Here is a 16143-nt window from a genome sequence, read left to right as displayed (position 1 = left end):
CCTCGTCGTGTCCCGGGATCGGTCGGCCCGATCCGGCGGGACCGGGGCATGATGGAGGGCATGACGACCGCACCCGGGCAGGCGCCCGTCGCCCCGCCGGTGCCGCCGCGCCACCCGCTCGACCCGGACCCGGCCCGGGCCACCAAGGCGAAGGCCGTCTTCGCGCTGGGCCTGATCGGCGCGCTGACCGGCCTGTTCGTCGGCGGCGTGGTGCCCGCCACGGTGGCGCTCCAGCTCGCCCGGCAGGCGCGCCGCGAGGCGTACGCGTCGGGGGGCTTCCTGACCGGTGCGGCCTGGCTGCGCCAGGGGGAGCGGCTGGCCTGGACGGGCCTGGTCCTGGTCGCGGTCACCGTGGTGGCCGCGGTGGTGGTCGGGGTGGTCCGCCTCGCCGACGCGCCCTACGGGCAGGACTTCGCGCCGAACGTGGACTGACCGCCCGGGGGAACGGGTCCCGCCGGGAGTGGGCCGTCCGCCCGCCGGCGGTAGCCTGGCCCGGTGTCCGTCGCGCGGCGGTGGACGCCGAGACGTCGACAGGAGGACCCGTGACGGAACCGGCGCGCTTTCCGGGCAGCGACCCCGCGGCGCCCCCCGCCACGCACCCGGACGCCGCCCCGTCCGACGCGGGGCAGTGGGCGCGGCCCGACGTGGCCGCCCCGCCCGCCCCGACGGGATACCCGCCACCCCCCGCGGCCGGCGGCTGGGGCGCGCCATCGGGTCCTGGTCCCGGCACGCCTCCCGGCGTGGCTCCCGGTTCGGGTCCCGGCTGGGGTGGCGGCTCCGCCTTCCCTGCCCTGACGACGCCTCCGCCGCCGCCGCGGGAGCCGGGTCGGCCGCCGAAGCGGGTCGAGGCGGTCGCCGGCACGCCGTTCGGCGTGGTGCACCTGGACGTGCCCCCGGTCACCTCCGGCCTCGCCGTCGGTTCCCTGGTGGCCGGGATCGTCTCGATCCTCGTCGCGCTGCTGGTGGTCTGCTTCGGCGCGGTCGCCGGCATGGGCGGCGCCTGGGCGGCCGGCGCCTTCACCGTGCTGGGCGTGCTGGCGGGGGCGGGCGCGGTCGTCGCCGGCCTGTTCGGGCTGCGGCAGATCCGCCGTGCGGCGCCGCCGCCGGCGGTCCGGTTCACCGGGCGGGGGCTGGCGGTGGCCGGCGTGAGCTGCGGCGGGGCGGGACTGCTGCTCAGCCTGCTCGGGCTGGGGCTGGCGTTGCTGGTGGCGCTGGCGTGACGCGGAGCCGCGACGGCCGGGAGTGAGCGGGGCCGCCCCGGGGTCGACGGGCCGGCTCCTGGGGAAGCCGGTACACTCGTGACCGTAGGTGCCCATCACAGGCGGGCAGGCGCGACGGGTTCGATCGGCGGGCGGGTGAGACGCTACGCCGGCCACTCCGTTTTGACCTGTGCGGTTGTGGTAGGTACTCTTTCCCCTTGTGCCCGGGCAAGCCCGGGCGACTCGTGCGTGCGCTGGATCCGGCGAGCCGGAAATCGCGTGGGAGCACGACAAAGCCAAAGACCCGGCGCGCGGCCTGCCGTGTGCCGGTGAAAGACCCCGGTCGACACGCGCGAGCGCCGACGCCGGGACCGTGAGCTGGGCGACACGCCCGACCGCGGGTGCCGGGACCTCCGCGAGGTGGCCCTGGTCGGAATGTAGGAGAGCCGGTCATCAGGCCGGCTACGGCAGAAGGCGCGGCCGCCCCACAGCGGCCGAAGGGAGCGGAGAAACCCGGTGCCCACCATTCAGCAGCTGGTCCGAAAGGGCCGTCAGGCCAAGACGACCAAGACGAAGACCCCGGCGCTCAAGGGGTCTCCCCAGCGGCGCGGCGTGTGCACCCGCGTGTACACCACCACCCCGAAGAAGCCGAACTCGGCGCTCCGCAAGGTCGCTCGTGTCAAGCTCAGCAGCCAGATCGAGGTGACCGCCTACATCCCGGGCGTCGGCCACAACCTGCAGGAGCACTCGATCGTGCTCGTCCGCGGCGGCCGTGTGAAGGACCTCCCCGGCGTGCGGTACAAGATCGTTCGCGGCTCGCTGGACACCCAGGGTGTCCGCAACCGCAAGCAGGCTCGCAGCCGTTACGGCGCGAAGAAGGAGAAGAGCTGAGATGCCGCGTAAGGGACCCGCTCCGCGGAAGCCGCTGGTCGCTGACCCGGTGTACAACTCGCCGCTGGTCACCCAGCTGGTGAACAAGATCCTGCTGCGTGGTAAGCGTCAGCTCGCCGAGCGCATCGTCTACGCGGCCCTCGAGGGCTGCCGTGAGAAGTCCGGCACCGACCCGGTCGTCACCCTCAAGCGGGCGATGGACAACGTCAAGCCGACCCTCGAGGTGCGCAGCCGCCGCGTCGGTGGCGCCACCTACCAGGTCCCGGTCGAGGTCCGCCCGGCCCGGGCGACCACCCTGGGCCTGCGTTGGCTGGTCACCTACTCCCGCGCCCGTCGCGAGAAGACCATGGTCGAGCGGCTGATGAACGAGCTGCTGGACGCGAGCAACGGCCTCGGTGCCGCCGTCAAGCGGCGCGAGGACACGCACAAGATGGCCGAGTCCAACAAGGCCTTCGCGCACTACCGCTGGTAACACCCTGGTTCCGGCGTCCGCGTGACGCCGGAACCGCCACCAGTTGTGTCGAGACGACGATAAGTAGGGATTGAAGTGGCCGCCGCAGACGCGCTCGCCAACGTACGCAACATCGGCATCATGGCCCACATCGATGCCGGTAAGACCACCACCACCGAGCGGATCCTGTTCTACACCGGCATCACGTACAAGATCGGTGAGGTCCACGAGGGCGGTGCCGTCATGGACTGGATGGAGCAGGAGCAGGAGCGTGGTATCACCATCACCTCCGCTGCTACCAAGTGTGAGTGGAAGGGCCACACGATCCAGATCATCGACACGCCCGGCCACGTCGACTTCACGGTCGAGGTCGAGCGGTCGCTGCGGGTGCTGGACGGTGCGGTCGCGGTCTACGACGGCGTCGCCGGCGTGGAGCCGCAGACGGAGAACGTCTGGCGGCAGGCGGACAAGTACAACGTCCCCCGGATGTGCTTCGTCAACAAGCTCGACCGGACCGGTGCCGACTTCTTCCGCTGCGTGCAGATGATGATCGACCGGCTCAACGCCACCCCGCTGGTGCTCCAGATCCCGATCGGCGCCGAGTCCGACTTCATCGGCGTGGTCGACCTGGTCGAGATGCGGGCGCTGACCTGGCGCGGGGAGACCCAGAAGGGTGAGGACTACGCGGTCGAGGAGATCCCGGCCGACCTCGCCGACTCCGCCGCCGAGTGGCGCGAGAAGCTGATGGAGACCCTGGCCGACGTCGACGACGCGGTGATGGAGAAGTACCTGGAGGGCGAGGAGATCTCCGCCGAGGAGATCAAGGCCGCCATCCGTCGGGCCACCATCGCCGGCAAGGCCAACCCGGTCCTCACCGGCACCGCCTTCAAGAACAAGGGCATCCAGCCGATGCTGGACGCGGTCATCGCGTACCTGCCGTCGCCGCTGGACATCCCGGCGATCGAGGGCACGGCCACCGACGGCGAGACGCCGATGCAGCGCAAGCCGTCCGTCTCGGAGCCGTTCTCCGGCCTGGCCTTCAAGATCCAGACGGACAAGCACCTCGGCAAGCTCACCTACGTCCGGATCTACTCCGGCACGCTCGAGTCCGGCTCCCAGGTGGTCAACTCCACGAAGGACCGCAAGGAGCGGATCGGCAAGATCTACCAGATGCACGCCAACAAGCGGGAAGAGCGCAGCTCGGCCCAGGCTGGCGACATCATCGCGGTGCAGGGTCTCAAGCAGACCACCACCGGTGACACCCTCTGCGACCCGGCGAACCCGGTCATCCTGGAGTCGATGACCTTCCCGGAGCCGGTCATCGAGGTCGCCATCGAGCCGAAGACCAAGGCCGACCAGGAGAAGCTAAGCACCGCCATCCAGCGGCTGGCCGAGGAGGACCCGACCTTCCGCGTCAAGCTGGACGACCAGACCGGCCAGACGGTCATCTCCGGCATGGGCGAGCTGCACCTGGACATCCTGGTCGACCGGATGCGCCGCGAGTTCAACGTCGAGGCCAACATCGGTAAGCCGCAGGTGGCGTACCGCGAGACCATCCGCCGCAAGGTGGAGAAGGTCGAGTACACCCACAAGAAGCAGACCGGTGGTTCCGGCCAGTACGCCCGGGTGATCATCAGCCTGGAGCCGCTGCCGCTGGGCAACGACGCCCCGACCTACGAGTTCGCCAACGCCGTGACCGGTGGCCGCATCCCCCGGGAGTTCATCCCGTCCGTGGACGCGGGCGCGCAGGACGCCATGCAGTACGGCATCCTCGCCGGCTTCCCCCTGGTGGGCGTCAAGCTCACCCTGGTGGACGGCCAGTACCACGAGGTCGACTCGTCGGAAATGGCATTCAAGATCGCCGGCTCGATGGCGATGAAGGAGGCGGCCCGCAAGGCCGACCCCGCGCTGCTCGAGCCGATGATGGCCGTTGAGGTCACCACTCCCGAGGAGAACATGGGTGACGTCATCGGCGACCTCAACTCCCGCCGTGGCATCATCCAGGCGATGGAGGAGCGCAGCGGCGCCCGCGTCGTCCGGGCCCTGGTGCCGTTGTCGGAGATGTTCGGCTACGTCGGCGACCTGCGGTCGAAGACCCAGGGCCGGGCTAGCTACAGCATGCAGTTCGACTCCTACGCCGAGGTTCCGGCCTCGGTCGCGAAGGAGATCATCGCCAAGGCGACGGGTGAGTGACCTCACCTGACGTGCTCCGATGATCCGGGGCGGTCGCGGGAGGGTGCTCCCCGCCCGCGGCCACCTCGGTCGGGATGCGTGAGACCGGGCCTGTAGGCTTCATCGCCGCAGAACCCACCAAAGCTCTCCGGCCGCCAGGCCGGAAAGGCTGTCGACAGAGTCCTAAGCGCCGACCGGCGCGCCGGGGCGAACGAACCAAGAAGTCCACAGGAGGACACCAGTGGCGAAGGCGAAGTTCGAGCGGACTAAGCCGCACGTCAACATCGGCACCATTGGTCACATCGACCACGGTAAGACGACGCTGACGGCGGCCATCACCAAGGTCCTGCACGACCAGTACCCGGACCTGAACCCGTACACGCCGTTCGACGAGATCGACAAGGCGCCGGAGGAGAAGGCCCGCGGCATCACGATCTCCATCGCGCACGTCGAGTACCAGACCGAGGCGCGGCACTACGCGCACGTCGACTGCCCCGGTCACGCCGACTACATCAAGAACATGATCACCGGTGCCGCGCAGATGGACGGCGCGATCCTGGTGGTCGCGGCGACCGACGGCCCGATGCCGCAGACCCGCGAGCACGTGCTGCTGGCCCGCCAGGTCGGCGTGCCCTACATCGTCGTGGCGCTCAACAAGAGCGACATGGTCGATGACGAGGAGCTCCTGGAGCTCGTCGAGCTCGAGGTCCGCGAGCTGCTCTCGTCGCAGGAGTACCCGGGTGACGACCTGCCGGTCGTCCGGGTCTCGGCGCTGAAGGCCCTCGAGGGTGACCCCGAGTGGACCGGCAAGCTGCTGGACCTGATGACCGCTGTCGACACCGCGATCCCGCAGCCGGAGCGCGAGACCGAGAAGCCGTTCCTCATGCCGATCGAGGACGTCTTCACGATCACCGGCCGCGGCACCGTGGTCACCGGCCGCGCCGAGCGTGGCATCCTCAAGCCGAACGAGGAGGTGGAGATCGTCGGCATCCGCGAGAAGTCGATGAAGACCACCTGCACCGGCATCGAGATGTTCCGCAAGCTGCTCGACGAGGCCCGCGCGGGTGAGAACGTCGGTCTGCTGCTGCGTGGCATCAAGCGCGAGGACGTCGAGCGCGGCATGGTCGTCATCAAGCCGGGCACCACGACCCCGCACACGGAGTTCGAGGCGACGGTCTACATCCTCTCCAAGGAGGAGGGCGGCCGGCACACCCCGTTCTTCCAGAACTACCGTCCGCAGTTCTACTTCCGGACCACGGACGTCACCGGTGTCGTCACGCTCCCCGAGGGCACCGAGATGGTCATGCCGGGTGACAACACCACCATGACGGTGAAGCTGATCCAGCCCATCGCCATGGAGGAGAACCTCAAGTTCGCGATCCGCGAGGGTGGCCGCACCGTCGGCGCCGGGTTCGTCACCAAGATCATCAAGTGAGCTAGGTAACCCCGATTAGACCCGCCGCCAGTCGTGCGGCATACTAGTCAGGTTGCGTAACGACAGTTCGCTGCCCGTGTTCGGCTTTCGTCGAACCTCCGGGCCGCAGGACAGTCGGGCGTAGGGTGGTTGGCGGCGCGTCCGCCAACCACCCTCGCACGGCGTTCAGGTCGCGGTAGTGCGATCGGCGCCTTGACCCACCGCGCGGTCAGAATCGCTCCGGAGTCCCGGGGCGGAGCCTGGCCCGGGAGCGCGACACGCCCGACCGCGGGGGTCGGCGAAGAGGGCCTGTACCAGCCGGTACAGGCGCCCGCAACACAGCGGCATCGAGAGAAGGAACAGAAGCCACCATGGCGGGACAGAAGATCCGCATCCGGCTCAAGGCCTATGACCACGAGGTCGTCGACTCCTCGGCTCGGAAGATCGTCGAGACGGTGACGCGTACCGGGGCGCAGGTCGCGGGCCCGGTGCCGCTGCCCACGGAGATCAACCGTTTCTGCGTTATCCGCTCGCCGCACAAGTACAAGGACTCGCGCGAGCACTTCGAGATGCGCACGCACAAGCGGCTGATCGACATCATCGACCCGACCCCGAAGACGGTCGACTCGCTCATGCGCCTCGACCTGCCGGCTGGCGTCGACATCGAGATCAAGCTGTAGGGACCGGACAAATGGACAGGCAAGTCAAGGGGATCCTGGGCGCAAAGCTCGGCATGACCCAGGTCTGGGACAACAACCGCGTTGTCCCGGTGACCGTGGTTCAGGCCGGCCCGTGCGTCATCAGCCAGGTTCGTAGCGCCGACAAGGACGGTTACTCCGCGGTCCAGCTGGCGTACGGCACGATCGACCCGCGCAAGGTCAAGAAGCCGATCAGCGGGCACTACGCGAAGGCCGACGTCGCGCCGCGCCGGCACATCGTCGAGCTGCGCACCGCCGACGCGGCGGACTACTCGCTCGGCCAGGAGATCACGGTCGAGGAGTTCCCGGCCGGTGTCTCGATCGACGTGACCGGCAAGACCAAGGGCAAGGGCTACGCCGGCCCGATGAAGCGTCACGGCTTCCACGGTCTGCGCGCCAGCCACGGTGTCGAGCGCAAGCACCGCTCGCCGGGCTCCATCGGCGCCTGCGCCACCCCGGGTCGTGTCTTCAAGGGCACCCGGATGGCCGGCCGGATGGGTGGCGTGCGCTACACCGTCCAGAACCTGACCGTCCAGGCGGTCGACACCGAGAACAACCTCCTGCTCGTCCGCGGCGCCATTCCCGGCCCCAAGGGCGCGCTGGTCCTGGTCCGCACCGCGGCCAAGACCAAGGTGAAGAAGGGCGGTGTGGCCAAGTGACCACCGTTGACGTCCTCTCCGTCGAAGGCAACAAGAGCGGCTCCGTCGAGCTGCCCGCCGACATCTTCGACGTCCAGGCCAACGTCGCGCTGATGCACCAGGTCGTGGTGGCCCAGCTCGCGGCAGCCCGCCAGGGCACGCACAAGGTCAAGACCCGCGGCGAGGTCGCCGGTGGCGGCAAGAAGCCGTACAAGCAGAAGGGCACCGGTCGTGCCCGGCAGGGCTCGATCCGCGCGCCGCAGTTCGCCGGCGGTGGCGTGGTGCACGGTCCCGTGCCGCGCGACTACAGCCAGCGCACCCCGAAGAAGATGAAGGCCGCCGCCCTGCGTGGCGCCCTGTCGGACCGGGCCCGCGCCGGGCAGGTGCACGTCGTCGAGGCGTTCGTCTCGGGCGAGAAGCCGTCGACCAAGGCCGCCCTGGCCACGCTGGCCAAGCTGACCGAGGCCCGCCGGGTCCTGGTCGTGCTGAGCAGCACCGACGAGCTGAACTGGGTGTCGCTGCGCAACGAGCCGCGGGTGCACCTGATCGAAGCCGGCCAGCTCAACACGTACGACGTGCTGGTGGCCGACGACGTGGTCTTCACGAAGGACGCCCTGGACGAGTTCCTCGGTGTTCCCGCCGAGACCACCGAGGAGGGTGGCAAGTGAGCACGATCGCCGACCCGCGCGACATCATCGTGGCGCCGGTCGTCTCGGAGAAGAGCTACAGCGAGCTGAACCGCAACTGGTACACCTTCCTGGTGCACCCGGACGCGAACAAGACCGAGATCAAGATCGCTATCCAGCAGATCTTCAACGTCCGCGTCCTGACGGTCAACACGCTCAACCGCGAGGGCAAGCGCAAGCGGACCCGCACCGGGTTCGGCAAGCGCAAGGACACCAAGCGGGCGATGGTGAAGCTGGCTGACGGTGACCGTATCGAGGCCTTCGGCGGCCCGGTCAGCTGAGGGGTGTAGACAATGGCTATCCGTAAGTACAAGCCGACGACGCCGGGCCGGCGTGGCTCGAGCGTCGCCGACTTCGCCGAGATCACCCGGTCGACGCCCGAGAAGTCGCTGCTGGCGCCGCTGCCGAAGAAGGGCGGACGCAACGCCCACGGCCGGATCACCACGCGGCACCACGGTGGCGGTCACAAGCGCCAGTACCGTCTGATCGACTTCAAGCGGGTCGACAAGGACGGCGTGCCGGCGAAGGTCGCCCACATCGAGTACGACCCGAACCGCACCGCGCGCATCGCGCTGCTGCACTACGCCGACGGCGAGAAGCGCTACATCATCGCGCCGAAGGACCTGAAGCAGGGCGACGCGGTGGAGTCCGGTCCGGGCGCCGACATCAAGCCGGGCAACAACCTGCCGCTGCGCAACATCCCGGTCGGTACCACCATCCACAACGTGGAGCTGCGCCCGGGCGGCGGCGCCAAGCTGGCCCGCTCGGCCGGCGTCGGCATCCAGCTGCTCGGCCGCGAGGGCGCGTACGCGACCCTGCGCATGCCGTCCGGTGAGATCCGGCGGGTCGACGTCCGCTGCCGCGCCAGCATCGGCGAGATCGGCAACGCCGACCAGTCGAACATCAACTGGGGCAAGGCCGGCCGTATGCGGTGGAAGGGCAAGCGCCCGACCGTCCGTGGTGTCGCGATGAACCCGGTCGACCACCCGCACGGTGGTGGTGAGGGTAAGACCTCCGGCGGTCGCCACCCGGTCAACCCGCAGGGTAAGCCCGAGGGCCGCACCCGTCGTAAGGGCCAGCCGAGTGACCGGCTGATCGTCCGCCGCCGCTACGCCACGCGTAAGCGCGGCTGAGGGAGATAAGACATGCCTCGCAGCCTGAAGAAGGGCCCGTTCGTCGACGACCACCTGCTCAAGAAGGTGGAGACGCAGAACGACAAGGGCTCGAAGAACGTCATCAAGACCTGGTCGCGGCGCTCGACGATCATCCCGGAGATGCTGGGTCACACGATCGCCGTGCACGACGGACGCAAGCACGTCCCGGTGTTCGTGACCGAGGCGATGGTCGGGCACAAGCTCGGCGAGTTCGCGCTGACCCGCACGTTCAAGGGTCACGAGAAGGACGACCGGAAGAGCCGTCGGCGCTGACGCCGCGGGCATACGGATAGAGGAACAAGGGGTTACAGCGATGCCAGGAAAGGGCGACGCTCCGGTGCTTCCGGGCGCGCGGGCGGTTGCGCGGCACGTGCGCATCTCGCCGATGAAGGCGCGCCGGGTGGTCAACCTCGTCCGCGGCCTGCCCGCGAAGGAGGCGCTCACGGTGCTGCAGTTCGCGCCGCAGGCTGCGAGCGAGCAGGTGTACAAGGTGCTCGCGAGCGCGATCGCCAACGCGGAGAACAACGAGCGGCTGGACCCCGACGCGCTGCTCGTCAGCGAGGCGTACGTGGACGAGGGCCCGACCATGAAGCGGTTCCAGCCGCGGGCGCAGGGCCGGGCGTACCGGATCCGCAAGCGCACCTGCCACATCACCGTCGCGGTCGAGGCCGTGGCGCCGGCCGCGCCGAAGAAGGCCGCGGCGAAGAAGGCGGCCCCGGCGAAGCAGGCGGAGCCGGCTGAGACGCAGAGCAAGACGGAGGGCGCCGAGTAATGGGTCAGAAGGTTCACCCGCACGGGTTCCGGCTCGGCATCTCGACCGACTGGAAGTCCCGCTGGTTCGCGGACAAGCTCTACAAGGACTACATCGGCGAGGACGTCAAGATCCGCCGCATGATGTCCAAGGGCCTCGAGCGTGCCGGCATCTCCAAGGTCGACATCGAGCGCACCCGGGACCGGGTCCGCGTCGACATCCACACCGCCCGGCCGGGCATCGTCATCGGCCGTAAGGGTGCGGAGGCCGACCGGATCCGTGGCGAGCTCGAGAAGCTGACCGGCAAGCAGGTCCAGCTGAACATCATCGAGGTGAAGAGCCCCGAGTCGGACGCGCAGCTCGTCGCCCAGGGCGTCGCCGAGCAGCTGTCCAGCCGGGTCAGCTTCCGTCGGGCGATGCGCAAGGCCATGCAGTCCGCGATGAAGAACCCGGTCTGCAAGGGCATCCGGGTCCAGGTCTCGGGCCGTCTCGGCGGCGCCGAGATGAGCCGGACCGAGTTCTACCGCGAGGGCCGGGTCCCGCTGCACACGCTGCGGGCCAACATCGAGTACGGCTTCTTCGAGGCCCGTACCACCTTCGGCCGGATCGGCGTGAAGGTCTGGATCTACAAGGGCGACGCGGTGCCGGGTCGGGAGACCCCGGCCGAGGCTCCGTCGCGCCCGCGCCGTGAGCGCGGCGACCGCCCCGAGCGGCCGCGCCGTGGTCGGTCCGGCTCGTCCGGCACGACCGCCGGTGGCACCGAGGCCGGCCGGGCCGCCGCGACCACCATCGCGCAGCAGGCCGAGACGCCGAGTGGTGACGCGGTGGATCCCGCCGCCGTCTCCGCCGCGGCAGAAACGCAGCAGGAGGGCTGACAGATGCTGATGCCGCGCAAGCCCCCGAAGGGCTTCCGCAAGCCGCACCACCCGGACCGCCACGGCGCGTCCAAGGGTGGTAACCGGGTGGTGTTCGGCGAGTTCGGGATCCAGGCTCTCGAGCCGGCGTACGTGACCAACCGCCAGATCGAGTCGGCGCGTATCGCGATGACCCGCCACATCAAGCGTGGTGGCAAGGTCTGGATCACGATCTTCCCGGACCAGGCCCTCACCAAGAAGCCGGCCGAGACCCGGATGGGTTCCGGTAAGGGTTCGCCCGAGTGGTGGGTCGCCAACGTGAAGCCGGGGCGGGTCCTCTTCGAGATGTCCTTCCCCAACGAGCAGATCGCGCGAGAGGCGATGCGTCGCGCGATCCACAAGCTCCCGATGAAGTGCCGCATTGTTACGCGCGAAGTGGGTGAATCCTGATGGCAGCGGGCGTTAAGGCCTCCGAGCTGCGTGAGCTCTCCGAGGAGGAGCTGGTCACGAAGCTGCGCGAGGCCAAGGCGGAGCTGTTCAACCTCCGCGTGCAGGCCGCAACCGGGCAGCTGGACAACAACCGGCGGCTGCAGGTCATCCGTCGGGAGATCGCCCGGATCTACACGATCATGCGTGAGCGCGAGCTGGGTCTCTCGGCCGCGCCGACTGAGGTGACTGCATCATGAGCGAGAACACCACCGCCGCCGCGCGGGCCCGCCGTAAGGTGCGTGAGGGCCTCGTGGTCAGCGACAAGATGGAAAAGACCGTCGTCGTCGAGGTCGAGGACCGGGTCAAGCACGCGCTGTACGGCAAGATCATGCGCCGTACCAGCAAGCTGAAGGTGCACGACGAGCAGAACACCGCCGGCATCGGCGACCGGGTCCTGATCATGGAGACCCGGCCGCTGTCCGCCACCAAGCGGTGGCGGCTCGTGGAGATCCTGGAAAAGGCCAAGTAGCGAAGGCTCAAGCTCGCCCGGCGTCAGTCGGGCGCGGGTTCCGCCAGGCTCCGGCCGCCTCGTGCGGCCGGAGAACCGGCAGACATAGGAGATAGACGTGATTCAGCAGGAGTCGCGACTGCGCGTCGCCGACAACACGGGTGCTCGGGAGATCCTGTGCATCCGGGTTCTCGGTGGCTCCGGTCGGCGCTACGCGAGCATCGGCGACGTCATCGTGGCCACCGTCAAGGACGCGATCCCGGGTGCCGGTGTGAAGAAGGGCGACGTCGTCAAGGCCGTCGTCGTTCGCACCGCCAAGGAGAGGCGGCGGCCGGACGGTTCGTACATCCGTTTCGACGAGAACGCCGCCGTCATCATCAAGGACGGCGGGGACCCGCGCGGCACCCGTATCTTCGGCCCGGTGGGTCGGGAGCTGCGGGACAAGCGGTTCATGAAGATCATCTCTCTCGCGCCGGAGGTGTTGTGACCGTGAAGGTCAAGAAGGGCGACACGGTCGTCGTCATCGCCGGCAAGGACAAGGGTGCCAAGGGCAAGGTCATCGCGGCCTACCCGCGGCAGGACAAGGTCCTGGTCGAGGGCGTGAACCGGGTCAAGAAGCACACCCGCATCAGCACCACCCAGCGTGGCGCCAAGACCGGTGGCATCGTCACCCAGGAGGCCCCGATCCACGTCTCGAACGTGCAGGTCCTGGACTCCGACGGCAAGCCGACCCGCGTCGGTTACCGGATCGACGAAAACGGCCAGAAGGTCCGCATCGCGCGTAGCACCGGTAAGGACCTGTGATGACCACGGCTACCGAAACCAAGACCATGCCGCGCCTCAAGGAGCGGTACCGCAACGAGATCGTGGCCCAGCTGCAGGAGCAGCACAAGTACGGCAACCCGATGCAGGTGCCGCGGCTGGTCAAGATCGTCGTCAACATGGGTGTCGGCGAGGCCGCCCGGGACGCCAAGCTGATCGACGGCGCCGTCCGGGACCTGGCCACCATCACCGGCCAGAAGCCGCAGGTGCGGCGGGCGACCAAGTCCATCGCGCAGTTCAAGCTCCGCGAGGGCATGCCGATCGGCGCGAAGGTCACCCTCCGCGGCGACCGGATGTGGGAGTTCCTGGACCGGCTGCTGTCGATCGCGCTGCCGCGTATCCGCGACTTCCGCGGTCTCGACGGGCGCAAGCTCGACGGGCACGGCAACTACACGTTCGGTCTGACCGAGCAGTCGGTGTTCCACGAGATCGACCAGGACAAGATCGATCGCCAGCGGGGCATGGACATCACGGTGGTCACGACCGCCACGACCGACGACGAGGGCCGGGCGCTGCTCAAGCTCCTGGGCTTCCCGTTCAAGGAGAACTGAGATGGCCAAGAAGGCGCTGATCCTCAAGGCGGCCGCGAAGCCGAAGTTCTCGGTTCGCGCGTACACCCGCTGCCAGCGGTGCGGGCGTCCCAAGGCGGTCTACCGCAAGTTCGGTCTCTGCCGGGTGTGCATCCGGGAGATGGCCCACCGCGGTGAGCTGCCCGGCGTGTCCAAGGCTTCCTGGTAATAGCTATTGCTCTTCGCCGTAGGCCCGGGGCTCACCGCCCCGGGAACCCCGGCGAGAAAGGCTGACGAATTCCATGACGATGACCGACCCGATCGCAGACATGCTCACGCGTCTGCGTAACGCCAACCAGGCGTACCACGACCGGGTGACGATGCCCTACTCGAAGATCAAGGCGAACATCGCCGAGGTCCTCAAGGCCGAGGGTTACATCGCCACCTGGTCGGTCGAGGAGCCCGAGGAGGGCGCCGTCGGCAAGCGACTGGTCGTCGAGCTGAAGTACGGCCAGAACCGGGAGCGGAGCCTGGCCGGCATCAAGCGTGTGTCCAAGCCCGGTCTGCGGGTTTACGCCAAGTCGGACGGGCTCCCGCGGGTGCTCGGCGGGCTGGGCGTGGCGATCATTTCGACGTCCCAGGGGCTGCTCACCGACCGGCAGGCCCGCAAGCGGAGCGTTGGCGGGGAAGTCCTCGCCTTCGTCTGGTAACGGGAGACAGGTAGAAATGTCGCGTATTGGACGTAAGTCGATCCCGGTGCCAGCCGGCGTCGACATCACGATCGACGGGCAGACCGTCAAGGTCAAGGGCCCGAAGGGCGAGCTCTCGCACACCCTGGCCGAGCCGATCACGATCGACCGGGCCGAGGACGGGCAGCTGAACGTCAACCGCCCGAACGACGAGCGCAAGGCCAAGGAGCTGCACGGCCTCAGCCGTACCCTGGTCGCCAACATGATCGTCGGCGTCACCGAGGGCTACCGCAAGAGCCTGGAGATCGCCGGCACCGGTTACCGCGTGACCGCCAAGGGCAAGGACCTGGAGTTCGCGCTCGGGTTCTCGCACCCCGTGCTGGTTCCGGCGCCGGACGGCATCACCTTCACGGTGGAGAAGCCGACGCTGTTCCACGTGGCCGGCATCGACAAGCAGCTCGTCGGTGAGGTTGCCGCCAACATCCGGAAGATCCGCCCGCCGGAGCCCTACAAGGGCAAGGGCGTGAAGTACCAGGGCGAGGTCATCCGCCGCAAGGCTGGAAAGGCAGGTAAGAAGTGAGCGCCACGCTGCTCAAGCGCCGCCGCGGCGTCGCCGCCAAGCGTGCCGTCGGGCGTGCGCGTCGGCACTTCCGGGTCCGCAAGAACATCAGCGGCACCGCCGAGCGTCCCCGCCTCGTGGTCACCCGCTCCCTGCGGCACATCGTCGCCCAGATCGTGGACGACACCAAGGGTCACACCCTGGCGTCGGCCTCGACCCTGGACGCCTCGGTGCGCGGCTCGGAGGGCGACAAGAGCGCCCTGGCCGGCAAGGTCGGCGCCCTGCTCGCCGAGCGGGCCAAGGCCGCCGGCATCTCCAAGGTCGTCTTCGACCGCGGTGGCAACCGGTACGCGGGGCGGGTCGCCGCGCTTGCCGACGCCGCCCGCGAAGCCGGGCTCGAGTTCTAGAAACCCCGTCACGAGAGAGAAGGAAGGCTGCTGATGCCAGGTCAACAGCGCCGTGGCGGCGGGTCCGGTGGCAACGAGGGTGGTCGCCGCGACAACCGCCGTGAGGGCGGCCGCGGAAACGCGCCCGTCGAGAAGACCCCGCACCTCGAGCGGGTCGTCGCGATCAACCGCGTCGCCAAGGTCGTGAAGGGTGGTCGTCGCTTCAGCTTCACCGCCCTGGTGATCGTGGGCGACGGCGACGGCACCGTCGGTGTGGGCTACGGAAAGGCCAAGGAGGTGCCCGCGGCGATCGCCAAGGGCGTCGAGGAGGCCAAGAAGCACTTCTTCAAGGTTCCGCGGATCGCCTCCTCCATCCCGCACCCGGTGACGGGTGAGGCGGCGGCCGGTGTGGTGCTGCTCAAGCCGGCTTCCGCCGGTACGGGTGTCATCGCCGGTGGTCCTGTGCGTGCCGTGCTGGAGTGCGCGGGTATCCACGACGTGCTCTCCAAGAGCCTCGGTTCGTCGAACCCGATCAACATCGTGCACGCCACCGTGGCGGCGCTGAAGGGGCTCGAGTCCCCCGAGGCCGTCGCCGCCCGTCGTGGCCTGCCGGTCGAGGACGTCGCGCCGGCCGCCATGCTGGCGTCGCGGGCGGGGGTGGCTTCCTGATGGCTCGCCTGAAGGTCACCCAGGTCCGGTCCGAGATCGGGACCAAGCAGAACCAGCGTGACTCGCTGCGTTCGCTCGGTCTCAAGCGGATCAACGACGTGGTGGTCAAGGAGGACCGTCCGGAGATCCGCGGCATGATCTTCGCGGTCAACCACCTCGTGAAGGTCGAGGAGGTCGAGTAATGACGATCAAGGTCCACCACCTGCGTCCGGCGCCCGGTGCCAAGACCGCGAAGACCCGCGTGGGTCGCGGTGAGGGCTCGAAGGGCAAGACCGCCGGTCGCGGTACCAAGGGTTCCAAGGCCCGCAAGAACATCTCGGCGGCGTTCGAGGGTGGGCAGATGCCCATCCACATGCGCCTGCCGAAGATGAAGGGCTTCAAGAACAAGTTCAAGGTGGTCTTCCAGGTGGTCAACCTGGACCGGCTCGCCGAGCTGTTCCCGAACGGCGGCCAGGTCGGCCCGCTGGAGCTCGTCGAGGCCGGCGCGGTCCGCAAGGGTCAGCCGGTCAAGGTCCTCGGCACCGGGGACCTCGGCGGGGTCGCCCTCCAGGTGTCGGCGCACGCGTTCAGCGCGTCGGCCAAGGAGAAGATCGCCGCCGCCGGTGGCACCGTCACCGAGCTGTAAGAGCTGTACGACACATGGCGCCCGCTCAGTTGTCCCAAC

At 68.9% G+C, this 16143-nt stretch carries 27 protein-coding genes; all 27 read left to right on the top strand.

Annotation, left to right across the window (positions count from 1 at the left end; translation table 11 throughout):
- Positions 1 to 60 precede the first annotated feature (60 nt).
- The 27 genes from AB0G14_RS01335 to rplO all read left to right on the top strand — a co-directional run bounded on the left by AB0G14_RS01335 (position 61) and on the right by rplO (position 16104).
- The gene (locus AB0G14_RS01335; protein WP_357692544.1) at positions 61 to 432 is read left to right on the top strand and encodes a hypothetical protein; all 372 of its coding nucleotides are present in this window, start codon (positions 61 to 63) and stop codon (positions 430 to 432) included.
- Between the two features lie 359 nt (positions 433 to 791).
- Positions 792 to 1220, top strand: a complete 429-nt coding sequence (locus tag AB0G14_RS01330; protein WP_357692782.1) for a hypothetical protein — start codon at positions 792 to 794, stop codon at positions 1218 to 1220.
- Positions 1221 to 1715: 495 nt separating this feature from the next.
- Positions 1716 to 2090, top strand: a complete 375-nt coding sequence (rpsL, locus tag AB0G14_RS01325; protein WP_007465318.1) for a 30S ribosomal protein S12 — start codon at positions 1716 to 1718, stop codon at positions 2088 to 2090.
- A 1-nt stretch (position 2091) separates the two neighbouring features.
- Positions 2092 to 2562 carry a 30S ribosomal protein S7 gene (gene rpsG / locus AB0G14_RS01320; RefSeq protein WP_013735957.1) on the top strand — a complete coding sequence of 157 codons (471 nt, stop codon included), beginning with the start codon at positions 2092 to 2094 and terminating at the stop codon, positions 2560 to 2562.
- 75 nt (positions 2563 to 2637) lie between these two features.
- Positions 2638 to 4734: an elongation factor G gene (gene fusA, locus AB0G14_RS01315; protein WP_357692541.1), complete on the top strand. Its 2097-nt coding sequence runs from the start codon at positions 2638 to 2640 to the stop codon at positions 4732 to 4734.
- 220 nt (positions 4735 to 4954) lie between these two features.
- Positions 4955 to 6148: an elongation factor Tu gene (gene tuf / locus AB0G14_RS01310; protein ID WP_357692539.1), complete on the top strand. Its 1194-nt coding sequence runs from the start codon at positions 4955 to 4957 to the stop codon at positions 6146 to 6148.
- 350 nt (positions 6149 to 6498) lie between these two features.
- Positions 6499 to 6807 (top strand): 30S ribosomal protein S10, encoded by a 309-nt coding sequence (rpsJ, locus tag AB0G14_RS01305; protein WP_007073037.1) that lies wholly within the window; start codon positions 6499 to 6501, stop codon positions 6805 to 6807.
- Between the two features lie 11 nt (positions 6808 to 6818).
- Positions 6819 to 7484 (top strand): 50S ribosomal protein L3, encoded by a 666-nt coding sequence (gene rplC, locus AB0G14_RS01300; RefSeq protein ID WP_357460245.1) that lies wholly within the window; start codon positions 6819 to 6821, stop codon positions 7482 to 7484.
- The gene (gene rplD / locus AB0G14_RS01295; protein WP_357692538.1) at positions 7481 to 8131 is read left to right on the top strand and encodes a 50S ribosomal protein L4; all 651 of its coding nucleotides are present in this window, start codon (positions 7481 to 7483) and stop codon (positions 8129 to 8131) included. Before rplC ends, rplD begins: the two co-directional genes overlap by 4 nt.
- Complete coding sequence (rplW, locus tag AB0G14_RS01290; protein WP_076466668.1) at positions 8128 to 8430, top strand: 50S ribosomal protein L23; 303 nt, start codon at positions 8128 to 8130, stop codon at positions 8428 to 8430. The genes rplD and rplW overlap by 4 nt, the downstream gene beginning before the upstream one ends.
- Before the next feature lie 12 nt (positions 8431 to 8442).
- Complete coding sequence (gene rplB, locus AB0G14_RS01285; protein ID WP_046567215.1) at positions 8443 to 9282, top strand: 50S ribosomal protein L2; 840 nt, start codon at positions 8443 to 8445, stop codon at positions 9280 to 9282.
- Positions 9283 to 9294: 12 nt separating this feature from the next.
- Positions 9295 to 9576, top strand: coding sequence for a 30S ribosomal protein S19 (gene rpsS / locus AB0G14_RS01280; RefSeq protein WP_007073032.1), 282 nt, complete (start codon positions 9295 to 9297; stop codon positions 9574 to 9576).
- Positions 9577 to 9616: 40 nt separating this feature from the next.
- A complete protein-coding gene (gene rplV / locus AB0G14_RS01275; RefSeq protein ID WP_091102565.1) occupies positions 9617 to 10075 on the top strand; it encodes a 50S ribosomal protein L22 in 459 nt (152 codons plus the stop codon).
- Positions 10075 to 10929, top strand: a complete 855-nt coding sequence (gene rpsC / locus AB0G14_RS01270) for a 30S ribosomal protein S3 (protein WP_091102569.1) — start codon at positions 10075 to 10077, stop codon at positions 10927 to 10929. Before rplV ends, rpsC begins: the two co-directional genes overlap by 1 nt.
- 3 nt (positions 10930 to 10932) lie before the next feature.
- Positions 10933 to 11358 (top strand): 50S ribosomal protein L16, encoded by a 426-nt coding sequence (gene rplP, locus AB0G14_RS01265; protein WP_073834927.1) that lies wholly within the window; start codon positions 10933 to 10935, stop codon positions 11356 to 11358.
- Positions 11358 to 11594, top strand: coding sequence for a 50S ribosomal protein L29 (gene rpmC, locus AB0G14_RS01260; RefSeq protein ID WP_007073028.1), 237 nt, complete (start codon positions 11358 to 11360; stop codon positions 11592 to 11594). Before rplP ends, rpmC begins: the two co-directional genes overlap by 1 nt.
- Entirely contained in the window at positions 11591 to 11866 is a 276-nt protein-coding gene (gene rpsQ / locus AB0G14_RS01255) for a 30S ribosomal protein S17 (RefSeq protein ID WP_088998356.1), read from the top strand. The genes rpmC and rpsQ overlap by 4 nt, the downstream gene beginning before the upstream one ends.
- 97 nt (positions 11867 to 11963) lie before the next feature.
- A complete protein-coding gene (gene rplN / locus AB0G14_RS01250) occupies positions 11964 to 12332 on the top strand; it encodes a 50S ribosomal protein L14 (RefSeq protein WP_007465279.1) in 369 nt (122 codons plus the stop codon).
- A complete protein-coding gene (gene rplX / locus AB0G14_RS01245) occupies positions 12329 to 12649 on the top strand; it encodes a 50S ribosomal protein L24 (protein ID WP_172896341.1) in 321 nt (106 codons plus the stop codon). Before rplN ends, rplX begins: the two co-directional genes overlap by 4 nt.
- Positions 12649 to 13218, top strand: coding sequence for a 50S ribosomal protein L5 (rplE, locus tag AB0G14_RS01240; protein WP_350681992.1), 570 nt, complete (start codon positions 12649 to 12651; stop codon positions 13216 to 13218). Before rplX ends, rplE begins: the two co-directional genes overlap by 1 nt.
- A 1-nt stretch (position 13219) precedes the next feature.
- Positions 13220 to 13405, top strand: coding sequence for a type Z 30S ribosomal protein S14 (locus AB0G14_RS01235; RefSeq protein WP_007073023.1), 186 nt, complete (start codon positions 13220 to 13222; stop codon positions 13403 to 13405).
- A 73-nt stretch (positions 13406 to 13478) separates the two neighbouring features.
- Positions 13479 to 13886, top strand: coding sequence for a 30S ribosomal protein S8 (rpsH, locus tag AB0G14_RS01230; RefSeq protein WP_013288624.1), 408 nt, complete (start codon positions 13479 to 13481; stop codon positions 13884 to 13886).
- Between the two features lie 16 nt (positions 13887 to 13902).
- On the top strand, positions 13903 to 14445 hold the full coding sequence (rplF, locus tag AB0G14_RS01225; RefSeq protein WP_350711533.1) for a 50S ribosomal protein L6: 543 nt from the start codon (positions 13903 to 13905) through the stop codon (positions 14443 to 14445).
- An 8-nt stretch (positions 14446 to 14453) separates the two neighbouring features.
- Positions 14454 to 14831, top strand: a complete 378-nt coding sequence (rplR, locus tag AB0G14_RS01220) for a 50S ribosomal protein L18 (RefSeq protein ID WP_357692780.1) — start codon at positions 14454 to 14456, stop codon at positions 14829 to 14831.
- Positions 14832 to 14864: 33 nt separating this feature from the next.
- The gene (rpsE, locus tag AB0G14_RS01215; RefSeq protein WP_007073019.1) at positions 14865 to 15479 is read left to right on the top strand and encodes a 30S ribosomal protein S5; all 615 of its coding nucleotides are present in this window, start codon (positions 14865 to 14867) and stop codon (positions 15477 to 15479) included.
- On the top strand, positions 15479 to 15661 hold the full coding sequence (gene rpmD, locus AB0G14_RS01210) for a 50S ribosomal protein L30 (protein ID WP_007073018.1): 183 nt from the start codon (positions 15479 to 15481) through the stop codon (positions 15659 to 15661). Before rpsE ends, rpmD begins: the two co-directional genes overlap by 1 nt.
- Positions 15661 to 16104 carry a 50S ribosomal protein L15 gene (gene rplO, locus AB0G14_RS01205; RefSeq protein ID WP_350711532.1) on the top strand — a complete coding sequence of 148 codons (444 nt, stop codon included), beginning with the start codon at positions 15661 to 15663 and terminating at the stop codon, positions 16102 to 16104. Before rpmD ends, rplO begins: the two co-directional genes overlap by 1 nt.
- Positions 16105 to 16143 lie beyond the last annotated feature (39 nt).

Origin of the sequence: Micromonospora sp. NPDC023814 (assembly GCF_040639595.1) — a bacterium.
Lineage (GTDB): Bacteria > Actinomycetota > Actinomycetes > Mycobacteriales > Micromonosporaceae > Micromonospora.
The sequence above is the reverse complement of the archived record's forward strand: the minus strand, read 5'-3'. Positions and strand labels throughout refer to the sequence as shown.